At 61.7% G+C, this 15,974-nt stretch carries 10 protein-coding genes and 1 pseudogene; 3 read left to right on the forward strand and 8 right to left on the reverse strand.

All coding sequences use genetic code 11. From position 1 onward, the window contains the following. Positions 1 to 21 precede the first annotated feature (21 nt). Entirely contained in the window at positions 22 to 2,919 is a 2,898-nt protein-coding gene (locus AB3X98_RS00485; RefSeq protein ID WP_368603143.1) for an EAL domain-containing protein, read from the reverse strand. Between the two features lie 32 nt (positions 2,920 to 2,951). Between AB3X98_RS00485 and AB3X98_RS00490 the strand changes: the two genes are divergently transcribed. Further along, complete coding sequence (locus AB3X98_RS00490; RefSeq protein ID WP_368603144.1) at positions 2,952 to 4,391, forward strand: GGDEF domain-containing protein; 1,440 nt, start codon at positions 2,952 to 2,954, stop codon at positions 4,389 to 4,391. Positions 4,392 to 4,421: 30 nt separating this feature from the next. On the opposite strand, the gene AB3X98_RS00495 is transcribed toward AB3X98_RS00490, so the two are convergent. From AB3X98_RS00495 to AB3X98_RS00510, 4 genes are all read right to left on the reverse strand, one after another. Next, entirely contained in the window at positions 4,422 to 5,282 is an 861-nt protein-coding gene (locus AB3X98_RS00495; protein ID WP_368603145.1) for a substrate-binding periplasmic protein, read from the reverse strand. An 84-nt stretch (positions 5,283 to 5,366) separates the two neighbouring features. Further along, positions 5,367 to 6,068, reverse strand: a complete 702-nt coding sequence (gene ehuD / locus AB3X98_RS00500) for an ectoine/hydroxyectoine ABC transporter permease subunit EhuD (RefSeq protein ID WP_342948138.1) — start codon at positions 6,066 to 6,068, stop codon at positions 5,367 to 5,369. 56 nt (positions 6,069 to 6,124) lie between these two features. Then, on the reverse strand, positions 6,125 to 6,949 hold the full coding sequence (locus AB3X98_RS00505) for an IclR family transcriptional regulator (RefSeq protein WP_083245058.1): 825 nt from the start codon (positions 6,947 to 6,949) through the stop codon (positions 6,125 to 6,127). Positions 6,950 to 7,517: 568 nt separating this feature from the next. After that, positions 7,518 to 7,877 carry a DUF3564 family protein gene (locus AB3X98_RS00510; protein WP_368603146.1) on the reverse strand — a complete coding sequence of 120 codons (360 nt, stop codon included), beginning with the start codon at positions 7,875 to 7,877 and terminating at the stop codon, positions 7,518 to 7,520. 270 nt (positions 7,878 to 8,147) lie between these two features. On the opposite strand from AB3X98_RS00510, the gene AB3X98_RS00515 reads away from it, so the two are divergent. Further along, on the forward strand, positions 8,148 to 10,034 hold the full coding sequence (locus AB3X98_RS00515; protein WP_368603147.1) for a putative bifunctional diguanylate cyclase/phosphodiesterase: 1,887 nt from the start codon (positions 8,148 to 8,150) through the stop codon (positions 10,032 to 10,034). Positions 10,035 to 10,038: 4 nt separating this feature from the next. After that, positions 10,039 to 10,425, forward strand: a pseudogene (locus AB3X98_RS00520) (response regulator); the annotation flags it as partial. A 74-nt stretch (positions 10,426 to 10,499) separates the two neighbouring features. On the opposite strand, the gene AB3X98_RS00525 reads toward AB3X98_RS00520, so the two are convergent. From AB3X98_RS00525 to AB3X98_RS00535, 3 genes are all read right to left on the reverse strand, one after another. Continuing rightward, a complete protein-coding gene (locus AB3X98_RS00525; protein ID WP_368603148.1) occupies positions 10,500 to 13,100 on the reverse strand; it encodes a hybrid sensor histidine kinase/response regulator in 2,601 nt (866 codons plus the stop codon). Between the two features lie 28 nt (positions 13,101 to 13,128). Then, positions 13,129 to 14,166 (reverse strand): 3-oxoacyl-[acyl-carrier-protein] synthase III C-terminal domain-containing protein, encoded by a 1,038-nt coding sequence (locus tag AB3X98_RS00530; RefSeq protein WP_368603149.1) that lies wholly within the window; start codon positions 14,164 to 14,166, stop codon positions 13,129 to 13,131. A gap of 541 nt (positions 14,167 to 14,707) precedes the next feature. After that, positions 14,708 to 15,952 (reverse strand): NAD(P)/FAD-dependent oxidoreductase, encoded by a 1,245-nt coding sequence (locus AB3X98_RS00535; protein WP_368603150.1) that lies wholly within the window; start codon positions 15,950 to 15,952, stop codon positions 14,708 to 14,710. Between the last annotated feature and the right edge of the window lie 22 nt (positions 15,953 to 15,974).

Consider the following 15,974-nt stretch of genomic DNA (forward strand, 5'->3'; position numbering starts at 1 on the left):
TTTCGTCGGCCTCGCACGCCCTTACGGATTGACCGTGTACGCAGCGCCTGGATCGAGATGGCGCGGAAGCGATGCAATGGCAGGCTTTGGCAGCGGCACGCTGTAGAGAAAGCCCTGCGCAATCTCGCATCCATGGGCATCGAGAAAGGCGGCCTGCTCTATGGTTTCGACGCCTTCGGCAACGACCCGCTGCCCGAGGCAACGTGCGATGGAAAGGATCGCTTTCACGAGTTCGGCATGGCGCCGATCCGTCGTGACTCGCTGCACGAACGTACGATCGATCTTGAGCGTATCAATCGGGAATCGGGTCAAATAGCTGAGTGCGGAATAGCCGGTGCCAAAATCATCGATCGCAATCGATAGACCCATGCTTTCAAATTCGCGAAGCGCGTTCAGAACCGAGTCGTCCTCTTCCAGCAGCAGACTTTCCGTAATCTCGAACTCCAGCCATTCCGGTCGACAGCCGGTTTCATCGAGGACATCCTTGACCGTCAGTGCGAGGTCGCGCGACTGAAACTGTCGCGCGGAAAGATTGATCGACACCCTGTGGCGCGGGCCACGCCCGGTATTCCATTCGACGGCCGAGCAACAAGCCTCGCGAAGCACCCACCGCCCAAGATCGACGATAAGACCGGTTTCCTCCGCAAGCGGCACGAACTGATCCGGGCGAATGAAGCCTTCTCCGGGGCGATTCCATCTCAACAACGCTTCCGAGCCGATGACTTGCGCACCGCGAAGCGTCACCTGAGGCTGGTAATACAACTCGAACTCGCCCTGATCGACTGCGCGCCGCAGCTCGGATTCGAGCGAAAGACGTGCCGTGGCCTCGACGGTCAGGTCCTTTGTGTAAAAGCGAAAGCCGCGGCGCCCTGAGCGCTTCGCAAGGTACATCGCGGAGTCTGCGTATCTCAACAAATCTTTCGCGTCGGTGCTGTCGAGCGGATGCAGCGCGATTCCGACGCTGCACGAAATGAAGACTTCTCTGCCGTCGAGCAGGAAAGGTTCGTCGAGCCGCCGGATGATCCTCGCGGAAATTTCCTCGAGGATGCAGCGATCGGCAGTCTCCGGCAGCAGAACGGCGAACTCGTCACCACCAAAGCGGGCCACCGTGTCCCCCACACGCACGCAGGCAACCAGCCGACGCGCGGCCTCACGCAGCAACTCGTCACCGACCGCATGACCCATCGTGTCGTTGACACCCTTGAAGCGGTCCATGTCGATCATCATGACGGCCGTATAGTGGCCGTGCTTGCTGTTCGAGATTGCCTGACGCAATTGCTCGTTGAACAGGACGCGATTCGGCAGCGCCGTTAGCGCATCGAAATACGCCATCCGATGGATCTTTCCTCTGGAAGCGTGCAGTTCCGAGATATCCCGCCCTACGGCAAGGACAGTTTCCACCTTGCCGTCCGCACCCAGTTCCGCTGTCAAGCGGATCAGCTGGCACAGTTCCTTGTTTTCGTCAGGCCCCCAGACCAATTCGAATTCCCTGTCGCTTGCCGTGGCGAATACTTCCCTGAGCTGCTGCTCATAGAGGACGGACCCTGGCCCGCCTGGGTATTCAGCCGGTGTCCTGCCCAGCAGCGCTTGCGCTCCTCCAGTGGCGAGCGCTGCGAACGTTGGATTGACGTAGAGGCGTCGGCAATCCCGTCCGTAACGGGCGACCGTATCGGGCGAGTTTTCAACGAGGGTTCGAAACTCGCGTTCCCGGCGGGCCAGCTTTTCTTCGAAACGGCGCCGCTCACTCATGTCGCGTGCCACGCCGAGGACACCCGCCACCGTCCCCCCTGCACCGAACACCGGCAGACGCCGAGTTTCGAGCAAGGTCCGTTCGCGGGTCGACGGAGCGACCACCCAATCGTCGTTCACGCAAACATGCAGCGCATCGATTGCTGCCTTGTCGCGTTCCCGGAAGTAGTCCGCCAGCTCGGCATCGAAAATGTCGTAATCGGTTTTCCCGAGAATTTCAGCTTTCGGCCTGCCGACAAACTGCTCGAAGCTGTAATTGCAAAGCAGAAAGTTGCCGGCGGTGTCCTTCAGCCACACCAGATCCGGAATGGTATGGAGCACGGTCATCAACTGGGCGCGCGCGTCGGACAGTTCACGCGCCTTGTCTTCGAGGCGGCCGTTGAGTTGAAGGATCTTCTCGTATTGAGCCCGCTGCTCGGACTCCGCCCGCTTGCGTTCGGTGATGTCCAGAATCGCACCGATCAAGCCGGCCTGGTGGCCCTCATCGTCGTGGAAGACCGCCTTGCTGAATTCCACGTCGCGCACGGCTTTCGTGGCGTTCTGGACCTTGAATTCGTAGCGCTGGATGCCGCCTTTCGCGAACAGCTCCTCGTCCATGGCGAAATAGGTTTGCGCCAGCTCGTGCGGACTCGTCTCAAAGACGGTCTTGCCGATGAATCGCTCCTTGGGGACACCAAGAAATTCTTCGAACGCCCGATTGAGATGAAGGTACCGCCCTTCCCTGTCTTTCGAAAAGACAGGAATGGGCATCGTATCGAGCAACGATTCGAGAAACGACTCGCGTTCACGGAGCTTTGCCTCCGCACGTTTGCGCGCCGTGATGTTGAAATAGATCGCGAGTACCGCAGGAGCCGAGTCCGGTGTCGGATGGCTCACGAACTGCACGAGGTAATGCTCGCCATGCGTCTGCGGCAGGCCGGCGAATGGGAGTTCCAGTTCGCGCGCAACGCCGGTGATTGCGACTTCGCGAATGGTATCGAGGTACTGCTGCAATGCCTCGGACGAAAACATCCGGGCTTCGGCATTCGTCGCGCAGGCGCCTTCGGATGCAGCCCCCATCATCGCCACGGCTGCGCCATTCATGTAGCGCCGTTGGCCCTGCGCGTCGTAACGGATGACCGGCATAGGCAGGTTGCTGAGCGGCTCGCCGTACTCGCTTTCTGCGTCCATTCCAGGGTTTCTCATGCTGTCAAAGAGAATGTGTGCTCGTACAACGCCATCTACGCACGCGTTCCCGGAACCGGCAACTTCAACAACGCGCAACACGGCATGCCATCCATGCGGTAACGGCAGGATACGGAAATTCTGAAGGGCGTAAAAATGGGAGCCGAGGAATTTCCGGCACGCGCATGACGGGCATTGTCCGCGAATTTATGCAACGCTTGCGTGTGTTATCGATCACGCCTCACTCTGGCATCGCGCTCGACGACATCGATATGTTATATAGGCGCAGTGCCTACTCTCGCCGAACCCGCATGCCGCTCTTCGATCTGCGCACGGTCATCCTGATGTCTTCGGTCATGCCGGGACTCATGGCAATCGCGCTGTTCTCGCTGGCCCGAAGCTTTCCTCAGAACATACGCGGCGTCCGTCATTGGGCATCGGGTGCGCTGGTGGTCAGCGTATCGGTACTCCTCCTCGCGTTTCGTGGCAGCGTGCCGGACTGGCTTTCGATTCTGGTTGCGAACTGCGGAATCGTTTTTGGCGCGGGGCTGGGACTCGTTGGCACCCAGCTCCTCTATGGGTGCCAGCCCAGCTGGCGCTTCGTCTCGTTGCTCGTTTCCGTTGCCGCGGCCGGCATGACCTGGCTGTGGTTGGTCCATCCATCGATTGCGGGCCGCATGATCGTGATCACCGGGGTGCTCGCGGTGCTCTACGGCACGCACGGCGTGGTGATGCTGCGCCTTGGCCGCCCCAGCCGCACGGCGCTTGCCGTTGGCGCACTGCTTCTTGCCGAATGCGCAGTCGCAGCCGCACGCTGCATCTCCATCGGTCTTGCTACGAAGGGCCTACCCGATCTCTTCCATCCTGAATGGATGCAGACGTTCTATCTCACCGCGGGCGCCGCGTTTTCCCTGCTCGTGACAGTGGGTCTTCTGCTGATTGCCATGGAGCGCTTACGTATCCAGCTCGAGCGGCAGTCTTACCGCGATCCGCTGACAGGTTTGCTGAACCGCCGCGCGCTCGCGCTCGCATTCGAAGAGGAACGTGAACTGGCGAAGCGCAACGGGGCCGTGCTCTCCATGCTCCTGATCGACCTCGACCACTTCAAGCGGGTCAACGACGAGCATGGGCACGATATGGGAGACAACGTCCTGATCGACTTCGCAGAACGCGCCAGTGCGGCAATACCGGCGTCAGCCTGTCTCGCGCGCTGGGGAGGCGAAGAGTTCGCCGTGTTGCTGCCCGCACTCTCCCTGCAACAGGCTCACGAACTGGCCGAAGTGGTGCGCACGCGAATCGCTGAGCCCGGCTTCACCGCGCCCGTCATTCGATACACATGCAGCATCGGCGTGGCCTGTCTCGCCGCTGCCGAAGCAACGATCCAGCAGCTGGCGCGCGATGCCGACACGGCGCTCTATCACGCCAAGCATCTCGGCCGTAACCGCGTCGAGATCTGCGACCGCGCATTTGCTGCCTGAAACCGACAGGCAGCGTGGTACGCGACGAAATCAGTTCTTCACCGGGAAATACCAGAGATTGCGGTCGGTATAGCCGAACTGCCTGATGATCGATCCCAGCGTTCCGTCGGCGCGAAGTTCGTCGAGCGTTCGCGACACCGCGTTATTCAGATCGATGTCGCCCTTGCGCAACGCGTAGCGCGCGTATCCATACTCCTGCGGCAGCGGCCTGTAATCAGCCACCATTTGCATTGCGGCAGCTGGATGCTGCTTCAGGAATTGCCCGATCTTGATGTCGTCTTCCATTGCAACGTCGATGCGCCCAGCGATCAGATCGGAGAACTCCGCCTCGCTGCTCGTGTAGAGCTTGAGCTCCTTGAGGTCCTTGCGCCCTTCGAGCAACTGGTGATTGAAGCTCCCGCGCACCGTGCCGACGGTATGGCTTGCAAAGTCGTCCCAGCCATGAATCTTCGACGGATTGCCACGCTGCACCGCGATGCCCGATCCGTACCAGTATGCCGGGCTCGTGAATGCGACGACGCGCAGCCGCTGCTCGTTCTCGTGCAGGTTGTCGACGATGACGTCGGCGCGGCCGGCGAGCAGTGCCGGAATCATCGCGTCGAACGGCACGATGTCCCACGTGACCTTCGTGATCTTGAGCCGCTTCGTGATTTCGCGGAAGATGCGCACGTCCGCGCCGTCGAACGTGTGTGTTTTCTCGTCGCGGAAGGTCGACGGCGGGTCGGCGGCGATCACGAGCGTGATGCCGTTCCTGATTGCGCGCGCGTACGAGCCGTCTCCGCCTTCGAAGCGCACATCGCTGATTGCGCCGCTATCAGTCGCATGGGCATTGGACAGCGACGTTGCAACGCCTATCAATATCGATGCAAAAACCTGCGTAGCCTTGCGCATGAAGCACCCCGAATGAGTTAGTTATCCACATGTGGCGAATCGATCGCGTCAATCGCGTTGCTGCCTCTCGCTCGAGGGCGCCGGTCATCGCGCACGCACTGCGGCGTTCGCCGGCCGCGTGGTGCCCATCTTGCGCTCGAGCCAATGCACGGCCAGGGCACTCGGCCAGGAAAACGCCAGGTAAAGCGCGCCGACCAGCGTGAATATCGTGACGTACTGGAAGTTCGTCGACGAGATGATCTGGCCGGTGAACATCAGCTCCTTGACCGTCACGATCGACACGAGCGAGGTGTCCTTGAAGAGCGAAATCGCATAGTTGCCGAGCGGCGGCACGACGATACGGATGGCCTGGGGAAGCACGATCAGGCGCATCGTCTGGCGGCCGGACATGCCGAGCGCCTTCGCGGCTTGCGTCTGGCTCTTCGGCACGGCTTCGATGCCCGCGCGATACACCTCGGCGAGATACGCTGAGTAGTTGATCGACAGCCCGATGACACCCGCCGTGAACGGAGCGAAGCGAATCCCGAACGAAGGCAGCACGAAGTAGATGTAGAACAGTTGCAGCAGCGCGGGCGTGCCGCGAATGACCTCGATATAGACCGACGCAATGGCTCTCGGCAGCCGCGCGCGGCTGATTCTGGCGATGGCGAGCAGCAGGCCGAACGGCAGGCTGAGCGCCAGGATGCTGAAGGTCAGCTCGATGCTCGTGAGCGCCCCTTTGAGCAGATCGGGCAGATAGCTGTTCGCGTCGTGCAGATCGAACAGATCGAAAAAGGTGGTCAGCATGAGGTCCTCGCCCCGTCGCGGGGGCACCGGTGATCCGCCAGGGAGATAGATGCGCGCTAGCTCGCCGCGCCGCGTTGCGGGACAATCTGCGCGCCGAGCATCCGGCTGATGCGCTCGGCATGAGCGCGCAGCGTGCGCCCCAGCGCGTGCAGGTCGTCGTCATCCAGCCCGTTCTTGAGCGTCGTCACGCTGATCGCAGCCACGCCTTCGCCGTCCCGGTTCGTGATTGCCGCGCCGACGCAAACCACGCCCAGATTGTCTTCTTCGTCATCGAATGCGTAGCCGCGCTCGGCGACGAGAATCAGATCCTTCATCAGTTCAGCGGGTGTCAGGCGGGTGTACTCGGTGCGGCGGGGCATGCCGGTATGCGCGAGCAGCTTGACAACGCGCGCCGGCGGCAATAACGCAAGCAGGGATTTGCCGAGCGCCGAGCAATGCGGGAGTTCGCGTTGTCCGAGCGCGGACGCGATCCGCACGATGCCGGGCGCCTCCACCCGGTTGATTGCGACGGCATAGCCGTTGTCGTCGAGCACCGCGAGCCGCGACGTGAGACCGGTCGTGTCGGTCAGCTCGCGCAGAACCGGCATCGCAAGCTGGGAGATGCCGACGTCTGCCGCCGCCCGGTCGCCGAGGTGCACGAGCGCAAAGCCGAGCCGATAGCGCCGTGAGCCGCCAAGGCGTACATCGGTGACGTAATGACGGGCGAGCAAGGTCTGCAATAACTCGAACGCCGTGCTCTTCGACACGCCGATAGCCATCGCAATTTCGGCAACGGTAAGCCCCTCGTTATCGCTGGCCCCCAGTGTCTCCAGGACATCGAGCGCCCGGCTGACGCTGCGAAGCGCGTTGCGCTCGCCAATGGTTTGGTCCGTTTGTGTCATTTGTATTTCGTCTTTTATCCGCTAGCGGGCGGTCGAGCGTTTCAGCCAGCTTAGCGCTGCCAATATTGACAGTCATCAAGGTGGAAACTACCATAAATAACGCGCCGAACGACGTTCGGCCTGGCCGAACAAAATATCTATTCGGCATACAGGACGCCTGATTCGTGGCGTGCCTCACCCAGGTAAATGACAACAGGAGGCCGTAGGGCCGGTGACGCGCTCGGGGCATGTATGCGCGGCGCCATATTCCGACGGCAAATAAAGATGGGAACAGTGTCAGAAAGGGGTTTGGACGGTGGCGGCCAACCGAGAAAGTCGGGTACCTGGTCGTCGCAAGCCGCTCACAGCGATATCCTCCACATCAAATCCGTGATTCAGCGATTGTCTGCAGAGGACCTGAACGAGTCGCGTTTGCCGCCGGCTTATTGGCGAAAGCGCTTGCAGGAAATCATGCAAAGCCATCAATTGTCGAAAAGCCAGTTCGACGAAATCGACCGGCTACTCGCGACATTGAAGGAGTAATGGCACACGGCATCGGCGATGGCTCACAGAGCCGTCTTGCCAACGACTAGCAGGCAAAAAGCGAATTCGCGGCGCGCACCGATTTACGGTCAACGGCCTGCAAGCGCCACTGCCAAGCTGTTTCTCTGCGCGCGCTGTTGTCCGGCCAGCTCGCATCGCCATGGCCCGAGTGAACTTCCTGCCGTTCGTTCAGGCTCAGACCGCGCATGATGCAAAGGGGTGCATCGGTTTGCGGAGCGCATAAGACCGTCTCCTCGCCGCCGGCGCGGACGTCGCCCCACGAAGGCAGGTCGACGCCTTCATGTGACTCGCGCGACCAGCGTTTCTGGTCGAGATCGATCCACACAAGGGCGAATTCGTGATTGACTGCCGGGTCAGAACCATTGATCAGGATGGTCAGTCGCATGGACACTCCGTGCAGTGCGGCTAGTGAGTGGGATCGCGGCTCGAATCGCAAGATGTCAGTCTAGGAGTTCCGCGATGGAACGCAAGCGGATTTTCCATATATTGGGAAAACTCCGTGGTGCGGATACGCACATAACGCGAAGGCCAGGCCGGGACCCGAAGATGTCGGCGCAGCTGCGGTTCGCCCAGGGGTCGGAATCAGTTCTCCGCATCCCGGAGTCCGATCTGGTCTATGCTCACGAAATCATATGATTTGAATCGGGGAGACGACGTGCTTACGTCCGCCAGGGGCGACAAGTTCTGGACCGCCGGCATTTTGCGCCGCATTTATGTTCTCAGGGTCCTCGGCTACGCGATCGGCTCCATACCCGTCCTGGCGTTGCTGCACGTGCAACGTGCGCCGGCGCTGCTCTTCGTTGGCGTCCTTGTCATCTGTCTCGTCTGGCCGCATGTCGCTTATTCGCGGGTACGCAACAACACTGACGACGCACTCCGCAAAGAGAAATGGAACCTGCTGTTCGATTCGGCGTTCGGCGGCTGGCTGGCCGCGGCGGTTCATTTCGAACCGGTTGCAACCGTCGTCATCCTGCTGATGTTTGCGCTCGACACCATGGCCGTGGGTGGTTGGCCGCTCTTCGTGGCCGGTGTGGGTGCGAGTGCGGCGGGCCTGATCGCCGGGGCCGCAATCTTCGGTATCGCCACCACGCCGCTGGACGTACGGATCGCGCCGGTGTGGCTGCCCATCATCTTCATCTATCCACTCCTGTTCGCCAAAACGACCCATGACGTGTCGACCAGGCTTCTCGATCGTTCGCGCCGTTTGCGCGAACTCAGCGAGTGCGACAGCCTGACCCGGCTCGCGAATCGTTCGGCGCTCAGCGCACGATTGCAGGCAGTCCTGACTGACCCCGCCCGCCACGGCGAATCCGTATACGTTGTTTTCCTCGACCTGGACACGTTCAAGACCGTCAATGATGCGCTCGGGCACAGCGTCGGCGATCAGCTGCTCGTCGAAGTCGCCGGTCGTCTGCGGGCCTGCGCCCAACCGGGCGACATGCTTGGTCGTTACGGCGGCGACGAGTTCATGATCGTTGCGCCGCGCGGGCGGGACGACGCGCGCTTCGATCTTCCCGATGCCGTACTCGCGGCAATTGCGAAACCAATGCTCGTCGGCGGGAACGAGCTCGTGGTGAGCGCCAGCGTCGGCATCAGCGTGTTTCCCGCGGACGGAGACAATGTGGAAACGCTGATCTCGTGCGCGGACATGGCGATGTACGCGGCCAAGAGTCATGGCCGCAATTGCTGGGATCGCTATCGGCCTGAAATGGGCGAGAACGCCGACGCAAAGCTCATCCTTTCGGCACGTCTCAGAAAGGCGATCGAAACAGGAACGCTGCGCGTGTACTACCAGCCACAGGTCGACATGCGCAACGGCCGCGTGCTCGGCGTCGAAGCACTGGTACGTTGGCACGATGAGATATACGGCGACGTCGCCCCGGCCGAATTCGTCTCGATGGCGGAAGCATCGGGATTTGTCGCGATACTCGGCGAGTGGGTGCTGCATGAGGCCTGTCGGCAGTCGGCGCTTTGGAGGCACATGGGGATTGCGCCCGTGCGCCTGTCGGTCAATCTGTCGCCGCTTCAGTTGCAACGCACGGACATGGTCGAGACTTTTCAAACCATTCTGCAGGAGACAGGCGTCGATCCGACGATGCTCGAGCTCGAGGTCACCGAGACTGCATTGATGAAGCAACCGGAGATCGCCGCGCGCCGCCTTCACGAATTTCGCCGCGCGGGTATCCGTATTGCCATCGACGATTTCGGCATGGGCTACTCGAGCCTGAGTCAGTTGCGCGCGCTGCCGGTCGATCGCATCAAGATCGACCGTGCGTTCGTGCAAGGCATCGGGGAAACGGACACGGGTGCGATCGTGAAGGCGATGGTTACGCTTGCGCAAGCGCTCGGTTTATCCGTCATCGCAGAAGGTGTGGAGACGCTCGCGCAACAGGAGTTTCTGCTCGCGCTCGGTTGCGTGGAGGCGCAGGGATTCCGCTTCAGCAGGCCGCTCGATGCAGAAAGCATCACGCGTGTACTCGCCGACGGCAGCCCGCTACCGCGGCCATCGCTTGCCACGCTCGGCGAAAACGTCATCGTCTGAGCGACGCGACGCGGACGAAGCCATCGAGATACTCGAGGAGCACGGCGCGGACATCGCAGTCCTGGTGACCGACTTCCGCATGCCGGTCAGCAACGGCGATCAACTGCTGCGCGAAACCGCCCAACGCTATCCCCGGATCGTGCGGATGCTGGTGACCGCTTACGCCGACAAGGACATGCTGTTGCGGACCGTGAATACGGGAGGCGTATTTCGCATCATCGAAAAGCCGCTGCGGATCGACACGGTACGCGAGACGCTGCGCGAGGCGATTGCGCAGTGGACCGAGCGTGAAACGCGTCAGCATGAATTGCTGGCGATGGATGAAACGCTCGCGTTCCTCGCGCACGAGTTGAACACGCCTTTGGCGACGATCGCACTGATTGCGCAAACCACGACCGTCACCATGCATTTCGGCACCCGCAAGGAACGCGCGAAAGCCACTGACACGCAACGGCCGCTAGAACCTCAGTCCTCGCTCGATACACCCGGCTGATCGGCCGGGCTGATCGCAGCCACAAAATATCGATGCAGCGCGTCGGCCGAGCGGTTTCCCAGCGCGGTGGTCTGTTCGAACCAGTCGGTCTCGTCCGGCCATTGGCCATCGAGGACCCGCGGATAGATCTGCTTCGCATACAGGTGCAGCGCTTTCGCGCCGATATTCCCGCTGATACCTAGCAGAACGTGCAGCGTCGCGTGCACCGCCCGGATGTCACCGGCCTCCACGCTAGTTGCAAGCTGCGCGAGAAGCGAGCGGATTTGCGCAATGCCCTTGAGGAAGGTCTGATCCAGCATGTCGAGCGAAGCCAGTTCGTCGAGATGCGCCTCATCGAGCAGGTCGCTTTCCGCGATCGCTGCCCGAGTTGCGGCCCGAGTTGCAGCTCGATTGGCAACCTGCATGACCGGCACCGCCGGCCGCTCGCGTTTCTCCGGGGCGCTCGCCACGCGCGAGTGTGCGAACTGTCGCGCGAGACACGCATAGAGCACGCCGACCTGCACCGGTTTCGTCATGACCTCATTCATGCCCGCTGCGAGACAGGTCCTGACTGCCGCCATATCGGACTGGCCGGTCAGGGCCACGATAGGCATCTCGCCATACTCGTCCACGCGGGCGCGAATCCACCCCGCCGCCTCCACGCCATTCATGCCGGGCATGTTCATGTCCATCACGATGGCGTCGACATTGTCACCGCCCTGCAGACGCGCGATCACGCCCTGTCCGTTTTCCGCCTCCACGACGCTGGCGCCACATCGCTCCAGATAGCTCTTCGCGACCATCCGGCTGTAGGTGTCGTCGTCCGCGACGAGAATCGTCTTGCCCGCGAATCCATCGAAGCGCGGGTGGCGCAAATGGCGATCGCCGCTTTCCATGAGCTTTTGCAGCGTACTCACCAGTTCCACCATGCGTATGGACTTGCTGATCGTTGCGTCCATGCCGGCGCCCTTCGCGAGCACGCGAGCCAGGTTGTGAGCTTCGGCCGTATAACCGACCACAAGAAGGCCGCCGCCAGCCAGGTCGGCATCGGAACGGATCTTCTCCGTGGTCGTGTAGCCGTCGAGACCCGGCATATTGATGTCCATCAGCACGAGATCGTAGGCGGAACGCTCTCGAAGGAGCGTCAGCGCGCGTTCACCGCTCTGCGCTTCGACCACCCGGGCGCCCACCCCTGAAAACGCATGGCAGACTTTCTCGCGTATCACCGCGTCATCATCGACAAACAGTATCGTCTTCCCGCTGAAGAACGCCGTGGCGCGCGCGAGAAGCGTCTGCCGGTAAGCCGCGATTTCGCTCTCCGGTATAGCCGGAAACTCGAGCGTAAACTGGGTGAATTTGCCGGGTTCCGAACGGCACTCGATCGTGCCGCCGAACGAGCGCATCGCACGCTGGCAGTAAGCAAGCCCCAAACCCGTGCCGGCAGAGTTTCCCTGGGTGCGGAAAGGCTCGAACAGATGGGACATCATCTCGGCTGCAATGCCCGGTCCCGTGTCGTGAACGATCACCTTGTTCCGGTCGACAGTCAGTGTGAGCGTTGCCGTGGGATGCGCCGCCATGTGATGGAGCGCATTCTTGATCAGATTGAACAAGGTAAACAGATAGACGGTCTCGTCCACCTTGAAGGTGAAGTCTTCGAGGACCATCAGTTTGACGCGGCTGCGCTCTTTTCTGCCGCCAAAACCGTACTCGTCGATCGCCTTGCGTGTCGCCTCCGCCGCGCTCGCATAGTTGAGATTGTCCGACGGCATGGGCTTGGCGCTGACTTCATCGAGCGTCATCGCAATGATTCTGAGCCCGCGGTCGATCGCCAGCTGTCCGTGCGCGACGTGCTGCGAAAGCGAAGCCACTGCGTCGACGGGCAACGCCGGCGAGGGCTTCGACTCGGCCATCGCGGGCAGCGCCTCCTCGACGCGATCGAGCACGTACCTGAGCTGGCTGAGCGGATTCCTCATTTCATGGGCGATCGTGCCCGCAAGCGCCCGAAGTGCGCCGTTCTTGGCCTGCGCCGTGATCCCCCGCATGTTGCTGTAGCTGAACGTCAGGCCCGCGCAGATGCCGAACGCGAAAACCGGCAGGTAGGTGTAGAGCAGCAAGTGGCCGTCGACGTGGAGGGACTCCGGAGTGACGATCCACGCGCAGAGGATGGCGAGGCCAACCCCGAGCGCGAGGTTCAGCGCCAGCGCGACGAACGACGGAAAAATCGCGATCAGGAAAAACATCATCCCGACTTCCGCCATCGACCAGATCATCGAATAGTGGCCGGTGATCAGGTAGTAGGTGAAAAAGAACGGTAGCGTATAAGCTACCGTCAGGAAGTAATACCACGGCAGGAAAGGCACTGCTGCTGCGGGCCAGAAGCGGCGCAGCAGCAACAGCAGACAGGCGAGCGCGCCGATAACGCGCATCAGCGTGCTTTCATTGGGCTGGGGGTCGATGTACGTCCACCACAACCAGTACAGCGGATGCCCGATGGTCCCGATGACGCCCACCGCCAGCACGCTAAGGTCCGACAATCCATACGCGTCGCGGACCCGCTGCATCAGATAGCGAACGCCTCCTGCCATGCCTTTCATATCGTTCTCGTTAGACTGATACCGAGCCTCAGAACAGGAAGCTGCTCACGTTGAACGACATGCCGGCGCTGCCGACCCAGCACAACGCCCTGTCTCCCCGCTTCAGCTTCCCCGTCTCCTTGGCCATTGAAATCGCAGCCGGAATCGACGCGGAAACGAGATTCCCGGTATCCGGATAGATGTGATACATCTTATCGTCGATGCCTGCCTTCACGCCGTAACCGTGCCACGCGGCCTTGGAGGAGGCATGCGTAAACACGATGTCGATGTCTTTTTTGGGAACAGAGAGTCTGGAGAAGACTTCGGTAAGCTCATCTGAATTTTTGTGCAGTTCGTGGCCGAACGAGGTAAACCGCATTTCGCCGTTCTTGCCGATACGGTCGGTGGGGTGGCAATACCCCTCGTAACCAGGAATCGGAATCGTGCACAGGTCCGAAACATCCGGCTTGCCGCGAAACGCAAAGCTGAAGTTATCCGGCTCCTTCGCCACCACCAGCGTGGCCGTCGCCGCTTCGCCTATCGTAAACGACGGCAAGGTATATTCGACCTGGGCGTGATGCTTGAGCGCAAAATTCGAAGGATAGAGCGGCCCCCCAGCGAGCATATTGAATTCGGCATTCACGATCATCGCGTTCTTATACTGGCCAGTCTTGAAGAGACTGTCGACGATCGACATGGCCCGCGTCCAGCTCATGCAGGCATCGACCACATCGAAGCATTCGGCGTTTCCAAAGCCGAGCGTGCTCGCCATCATGTGGCTGTTGCCCGGCTCGAGAAACCCGCGACCGATGCCGACGAAGATGAACAGCTCGATGTGCTCCGGCCTCAGATAGGTTTCCGATAACACCTTGCGCGTCGCCATCGCAACGTGATCGATGGGCGACTCATGGCTGTCGCACCAGCGACGATGGACCAGACCGCTGCGGTCAAGCAGCGTCTTGATGGTTCGCGCGGTCCTGTCGATGTCGCCATCGAAAGCGGTCGAGTGGGACCGGATCATATCGACGACTTCTTCGTTCGTGACGACCCTCGAAGGGAGACTGACTGCGACGTTCTTGATAAGCATAGAGAATCCGTGAATCGCGAAAAGATGGATGGGTAAAGGTCTCGCGCGTGTGGCACGCGGATACCTGGACACCAGATATCCGGCCGGACGGCGCCCGTACGTTAGCGCCCCCACCGTTTATCACGAATTCCCCCCTTCCCTACGCGTTGACTTTCAGCGGCCGGGTCTCGATTGCCTGGGGCTTGTACCCATACGTTCAGGAGCGTGCCCGCCGCTCTCCAATCCTTTCAATCCATCTTCCAACTGCCGGCGCCATTCGGCCATGGCTCAGGCTTCGCAGATCATGTTCGATGCTTACTTTGCGGGAGTCACCCCGGACGGATTATCGGCAACAGTGAGTGAAACTTGAGAGTCGAGATCCTGCAAGCGGAGGAGAACTGCGCGCCCACCCGCTGTCTTTCAAAATCTGAATGTGTTTCCGGAAATGCCGCAGGACAAGTGACAGACCGACATTGACATTCCGCTCGTGTAACTGGAGGCGATCGAGCGCGGCGACTATCTGGTCGCCGCGGTCCGGGTGGCTATCGGTCCAACGCGTGCTTTAGCCGAATCGCGCGGGCAAATACGGCGTGGGATCGATGAACGGCGTTTCGCCGACGATCTGCTCGGCGACGAGGCGCGCCGTGACGGGCCCGAGCGTAAGCCCATGATGATTGTGACCGAATGCGAACCACAGTCCCGCATGGCGCGGGGCAGGCCCAAGCAGCGGGCGCATGTCGGGCGTGCAGGGGCGCAGGCCCATCCACGGCGTTTCGTCCAGCCGCGCGCCGAGGCCGAACACGGGGCGCGCCTCGCGCTCGGCGGCGTCGAGCTGCGCGTAGTTGGGCGGACGCTCGCGCGTGGCAAGCTCTACGCCCGTGGTCAGACGCAGGCCGCGGCGCATCGGCGCGACCACATAACCGCCTTCGATATCCACCACCGGACGCACGAGCGGCGCACGCGCCTCGCTCGCGTAGTGCATGTGATAGCCGCGCTTGACCATGAGCGGCACGCGGTAGCCGAGCGGCTGCGTCACGAGATCCGACCAGGGGCCGAGCGCCACGACCGCAAGCTCGGCGCTCACCGGTCCTGCGTCGGTCTGCACTCGCCAGCCCTTGCCGTCGGGCATCAGCGTGCGCGCGTCGCCCTGTGCAAAGGCACCGCCTTCACGCAGGAACAGTTGCGCATAACCCTTCGTCAGCGCGCCAGGATCAGCCACGCTCGCGGGATCGATCCAGTGAATCGCGCCCGCATAGCCCGCGCTCAGAGAAGGCTCCAGTGCGATGAGGCCCGGCGCGTCGAACATCTGCACATGCAGGCCGTGTGCGTCGGCCACGCCCTGCGCCGCGCGCATTTCGCGCTCGAAGCCGGCGGGCGAGCGCCACGCTTCGAGCCAGCCGATGGGCCGCACGATATCGCGCAAGCCCGCGCGCGCGATCAGCGCGTCGTGCTCGGCCACGCTGCGCTCGATGAGCGGCAGCATGTCCCGCGCAGCGTGCGCGAGGCGCGCCGGCGAAGACTCGCGCCAGAACGACGCGAGCCAGCGCGCGTAGGCGGGCAACGAGCGCACGTCGTAGCGCAGCACAGTCGAGTCGTTGCGCACGAGGCGCAGCAGCGTGCGCCAGTCGCGTGGAAAGCCATACGGCACCACCGACGACGACTCGATCAACCCCGCATTGCCATGGCTCGTTTCCTCGCCGGGCCCGCGCCGGTCGACGAGCGTGACCTGCACGCCGCGCGCCTGCAGATGCAGCGCGACGCTCACGCCGACGATGCCCGCACCGAGAACGATCGCGCTCTGGCTCATGAATCGGCTCTGGATTCCAAAG

The organism is Paraburkholderia sp. BR14312 (genome assembly GCF_040948675.1).
GTDB classification, from domain to species: Bacteria; Pseudomonadota; Gammaproteobacteria; order Burkholderiales; family Burkholderiaceae; genus Paraburkholderia; species Paraburkholderia nodosa_A.

Coding starts and splice junctions, on each gene's coding strand:
- AB3X98_RS00510 (WP_368603146.1), bottom strand. CDS start 7,877: ATGCGACTGACCATCCTGATCAATGGTTCTGACCCGGCAGTCAATCAC.
- AB3X98_RS00485 (WP_368603143.1), bottom strand. CDS start 2,919: ATGGACGCAGAAAGCGAGTACGGCGAGCCGCTCAGCAACCTGCCTATG.
- AB3X98_RS00495 (WP_368603145.1), bottom strand. CDS start 5,282: ATGCGCAAGGCTACGCAGGTTTTTGCATCGATATTGATAGGCGTTGCA.
- AB3X98_RS00535 (WP_368603150.1), bottom strand. CDS start 15,952: ATGAGCCAGAGCGCGATCGTTCTCGGTGCGGGCATCGTCGGCGTGAGC.
- ehuD (WP_342948138.1), bottom strand. CDS start 6,068: ATGCTGACCACCTTTTTCGATCTGTTCGATCTGCACGACGCGAACAGC.
- AB3X98_RS00530 (WP_368603149.1), bottom strand. CDS start 14,166: ATGCTTATCAAGAACGTCGCAGTCAGTCTCCCTTCGAGGGTCGTCACG.
- AB3X98_RS00505 (WP_083245058.1), bottom strand. CDS start 6,949: ATGACACAAACGGACCAAACCATTGGCGAGCGCAACGCGCTTCGCAGC.
- AB3X98_RS00525 (WP_368603148.1), bottom strand. CDS start 13,100: ATGAAAGGCATGGCAGGAGGCGTTCGCTATCTGATGCAGCGGGTCCGC.